This is a genomic window from Peribacillus sp. NPDC056705 (assembly GCF_043656335.1).
Genome location: NZ_JBHTYI010000121.1, coordinates 1 through 1,131 on the forward strand (window position 1 = coordinate 1; position 1,131 = coordinate 1,131).

The 1,131-nt window shown below is 52.4% G+C and carries 1 protein-coding gene and 1 pseudogene; both read right to left on the minus strand.

All coding sequences use genetic code 11. From position 1 onward, the window contains the following. A pseudogene (locus tag ACFRAK_RS27990) lies at positions 1 to 667 on the minus strand (cell wall metabolism sensor histidine kinase WalK); the annotation flags it as partial. Next, a partial coding sequence (locus tag ACFRAK_RS27995) for a winged helix-turn-helix domain-containing protein (RefSeq protein WP_394573031.1) occupies positions 667 to 1,131 on the minus strand: 465 nt, incomplete at its 5' end. The pseudogene ACFRAK_RS27990 and the gene ACFRAK_RS27995, both read right to left, overlap by 1 nt.

Below are 1,131 nucleotides of genomic sequence, written 5' to 3' on the forward strand. Positions count from 1 at the left end.
AGCGGCCATCGGCCACTGCGCGCGCATGCTTGGTCAGTTCCTTGATCGGATGTGTGATCGTATGGGACAGAATAACGCCCAGCACCGCGGTTAATCCCAGCGCCAAGAGTATCCCGGATATGAAAATATTGTTAATTCGCTGCATCGTGCTATACAGCTCACTCATGCTGGCAACGATATAAATCGCACCGACGATCTTCTCGTTGTACATCACCGGCTTGGCCACGACCTTCTTACGAACATTGTCATCATCGATGATGTATTCCTCATTGTCCTCTATGCCCTGCAAGGCGCGGCTAACGACCGTCTGGGTATTCTTCGTGCCGACATAATCGGCATGGGACGGAAGTGAAGTCGTCCGCACTCGTCCTGTGGAATCCAGCACTTGAATCTCGGCACCGTTCAGACTGAACAGATTGTTCACCATGATTCGCAGACTTTCGTCCGGATCTTCTTCCGAGTCATTCTCGCCACCGAGCGTCTTGGCAGCCAGCACGGACATCAGCTCGGCCCGCTCCTGCAGATCCTTCGTAAAGTTGCTCGTGAGCGAGTTCTTCATCGCACTGACAAAATACACCCCGATCAGTTGCATCGCGATCAGGATCAGCAGCACATAAATAATGATGACCTTCGCCTGAATGGTACGGAAGAAGGACAGCCACTTCATTACAGGCCTCCGTTTTTCGCACTGCGCATCAGGTAGCCAAGGCCACGCCGAGTCAGAATATATTCCGGCTTGCTCGGATTCTCTTCAATCTTCTCACGCAATCGACGGATCGTCACATCCACCGTGCGCACATCGCCAAAGTATTCGAATCCCCATACAGCCTGCAATAAATGCTCACGGGTCATCACCTTGCCGGCATTGCGCGCCAAATAATAGACCAGCTCGTATTCACGATGCGTGAGATCCAGTGCTTCTCCGCCTTTATACACCATATACATGTCCGTATCGATAAACAGATCGAACAGCCTCAGGCCTTGTCCGTCTGTATTTGTGCCGTCTGTGTTATCTGCCGAGCTGTCGGGCTTCTGCTGTCTGCGCATTTGTGCCTTCACGCGTGCCAACAATTCCCTGGTACTGAAGGGCTTCGTCACATAATCGTCCGCGCCGAGTTCAAGCCCCAATAC